The sequence below is a fragment of the Chitinophaga sp. genome (assembly GCF_035564935.1).
In the GTDB taxonomy this organism is placed as follows: domain Bacteria; phylum Bacteroidota; class Bacteroidia; order Chitinophagales; family Chitinophagaceae; genus Chitinophaga.
Map to the genome: position 1 here is coordinate 1 of NZ_DATMTE010000751.1, position 2,549 is coordinate 2,549.

Annotated in this window: 4 protein-coding genes; 1 reads left to right on the forward strand and 3 read right to left on the reverse strand. The window is 45.9% G+C overall.

All coding sequences use genetic code 11. The features are described 5' to 3' along the window. Positions 1-585 (forward strand): redoxin domain-containing protein (locus tag VN105_RS19440; RefSeq protein ID WP_325643270.1); only part of this gene is annotated, 585 nt, incomplete at its 5' end. Here the strand turns inward: VN105_RS19440 and VN105_RS19445 are convergent. The 3 genes from VN105_RS19445 to VN105_RS19455 all read right to left on the reverse strand — a co-directional run. Further along, positions 586-834: a hypothetical protein gene (locus tag VN105_RS19445; RefSeq protein ID WP_325643272.1), complete on the reverse strand. Its 249-nt coding sequence runs from the start codon at positions 832-834 to the stop codon at positions 586-588. A 26-nt stretch (positions 835-860) separates the two neighbouring features. After that, positions 861-1,460 (reverse strand): methyltransferase domain-containing protein, encoded by a 600-nt coding sequence (locus VN105_RS19450; RefSeq protein WP_325643274.1) that lies wholly within the window; start codon positions 1,458-1,460, stop codon positions 861-863. A gap of 205 nt (positions 1,461-1,665) precedes the next feature. Further along, positions 1,666-2,549 (reverse strand): AraC family transcriptional regulator (locus VN105_RS19455; RefSeq protein WP_325643277.1); only part of this gene is annotated, 884 nt, incomplete at its 5' end.

Sequence of the window (2,549 nt, forward strand, 5' to 3'; positions counted from 1 at the left end):
CCGCAGCCTACACCGGAAAATTTCCCCAGCCCCATCAGGAACAGAGAAAAGATTAACCCGGTAAAAGCAGGAAGCTTTTTCCCTGAATTTTTTATTGAAGAAGCGCGTGTGATCAATGCGGGGCCGCTGCTTGGCAATGCCCGTCAGGGGGCATCATTGCACAGTCTTACGCTGCAGCCACTGGTAGTTGTTTTTTATTCCTGGCATTGGAATGATTATGCTGATCGGCTGGTAGAGCGGCTGAAGAAAAGTCATGCAGCTATTACCGCAGCGGGAGCCCATTTGCTGGTATTGTCCAGTGAAGATAAGAAGCACTTCACGTCGGTGCATCCCGGTGCGCTGCCTTTTGATGTGGTACATGACGCGCAGCACCGCATAGCCAGGAAGACAGGCATTTACAGGGAATCAGACCCGATCTGGGGCCGTGTTTCCGGTGTTAATGCAGACGTACCTGTACCGGCCGCTTACCTGATTGCACCCTCCCTGGAAATCAGTTACGATTTTGTTGATCTGTATCTGGAAGAAGCGTTTTCGCCGGAAGCCGTGATCGCTGCCGTTGGCAAAAAGCTGGCTATCAGCGCATGATCAGCAGGCAGGTTCCATCGATGCACATTTGCGCACATGTATCAGCGCGTACCGGTAAATGCTCCATTGTAAGCTGTTACACTCCAACGGCGACAGATTTTCTATTTTTTCCCGAAGTAAAGTGAAGATTTTTTTAGAAGAAGCGGCATATTCTTTTTTTATGGAAGCCAGTAGCTGGTCTGCCTGCTGGTAATCTGTTATAGCTCCTAATTGTGCGATGATCTCTAAAGCAAGTCCGTCTGTAGTCATTGTATTGATTTTTGTATTACCAAGTCCTATCTTCTGATCCACATTTTTAGCATTAAGTCCGTAGAAGCGTCCACCAGCTGATAACAGGGCGGCACCTCATCTTCAAGACTGTGATATGTTACCAGTCTTGTACCGCTTGCGCTGCTTTCCAGTTTTTTAAACAAAAAGCGGCTGTAATAATTGTATAAACTTGTTGAATATTCTACTTTGTTATCTATCTGGTCCTGGTCGACCAGGTTTTCAAAGAACGAATTATAGAAATAAAAACCATCATACACAGAAAGATCCTGTTGTGTAACATTTCCGTGAATAAAGCTCACGTTCCTGGTTTGTGTGGCTGCCTTTGCTTCAAGGGCGTATTGGTAAAGCTCTTCCCGTTGTTCTATCCCATAGAAATTGGTTTCCGGGTAAAAGCGGGCTCCCACCAGGCAAAATTTCCCAACACCGCTGCCGATGTCGAGGATCCTTTTTCCGGGTTCATTTGCGAGAAAACGGGCCGCTGTTTTAGCGATACTGAGTGGCGTCCAGTGCCGTCTTGAAAGTTGCTGTATCTTTTCAGGATATAACCAGTCAAATCCGGCGTCATTTACGTAGCAATTCGGCTTTAATAAAGTAGAAGTCTGCATGAAGGCGCAAAGGTACGCATTTACCGGCATTTTTGGAAGCCCCGGGGCTCCATATATGTGCAAAAAAAGGTATGTAAATAGGTGGCAGCACTTTTCCCGCGTTGATATTACGGATTATAAACGTATATATCTGCCGGATCCTTAAAAAATCAGAAATGATCAAGCTAATCATTCTGATCCCGGCTCTGGACAACTTTCGGGCGCATTAAATGAAAGTCCGTGTTCCGGAAGATGTATAGGCCATCCTAAATTCTTTGGGTGTACAATCTTTTTTCTTTTTAAAGATGCGGTTGAAGTTGGAGATATTATTAAAACCGCATTTATAAGCGATTTCATTCACGGTGTGCGTGGTTTCTATAAGTAACCGGGAGGCGTGTCCCAGCCTGATTTCAATGAGGGTGTCCACGAATGTTTTGCCTATTTTGGCTTTAAAAAAACGGCTGAAGGCTACGTCTGTCATGGCCGCCAGCCTGGCGGCCTCTCCCAGGGAAATATTTTTATCGTAGTTGGCATTCAGGTAGGTCATGATCTTTTCCACGCGACGGCTGTTATAGGAGAATGTTTCGGTATTACCGAAGGTAGAATCGGACAGGATACGCATATTCCGGCTGATAGACAGGTCGTGTAAAATAGACATCAGTTCCAGCACGGAATCGAAGCCCTGTTGTTGTGGCAGCCGGATAAGGCGGGGCATGATGTGCTGGGTAGTTTCGGCGGAAAAGAGGATGCCGCGGAGGGAACGTTCAAACATGTTTTTGATAAAATTCATCTGGTTGCGCTGGAGAAATTTTTCATCAAAAAGATCGCGGTGAAACTGTATGGTTATTTCCCGTACAATGCCGCCATTATGATCGTCGGAAAACCAGCCATGCTGGAGATTGGGACCCACCAACACCAGTTCGAGGTCGCCAATTTCTTCGATGTGGTCGCCGATGATCCGTTTGGCGCCTCTGGCATGCTGTATAAAATTCAATTCAAATTCGTCGTGGTAATGTAAAGGGAAGTCAAATACTTTTTTCTCCCGGGCAAACAACGTAAAGCAATCACTTTGCGTAAGAGGAGTGATCTCTCTTAATAATTTACTCTTCA

Coding starts and splice junctions, on each gene's coding strand:
- VN105_RS19445 (WP_325643272.1), bottom strand. CDS start 834: ATGACTACAGACGGACTTGCTTTAGAGATCATCGCACAATTAGGAGCT.
- VN105_RS19450 (WP_325643274.1), bottom strand. CDS start 1,460: ATGCAGACTTCTACTTTATTAAAGCCGAATTGCTACGTAAATGACGCC.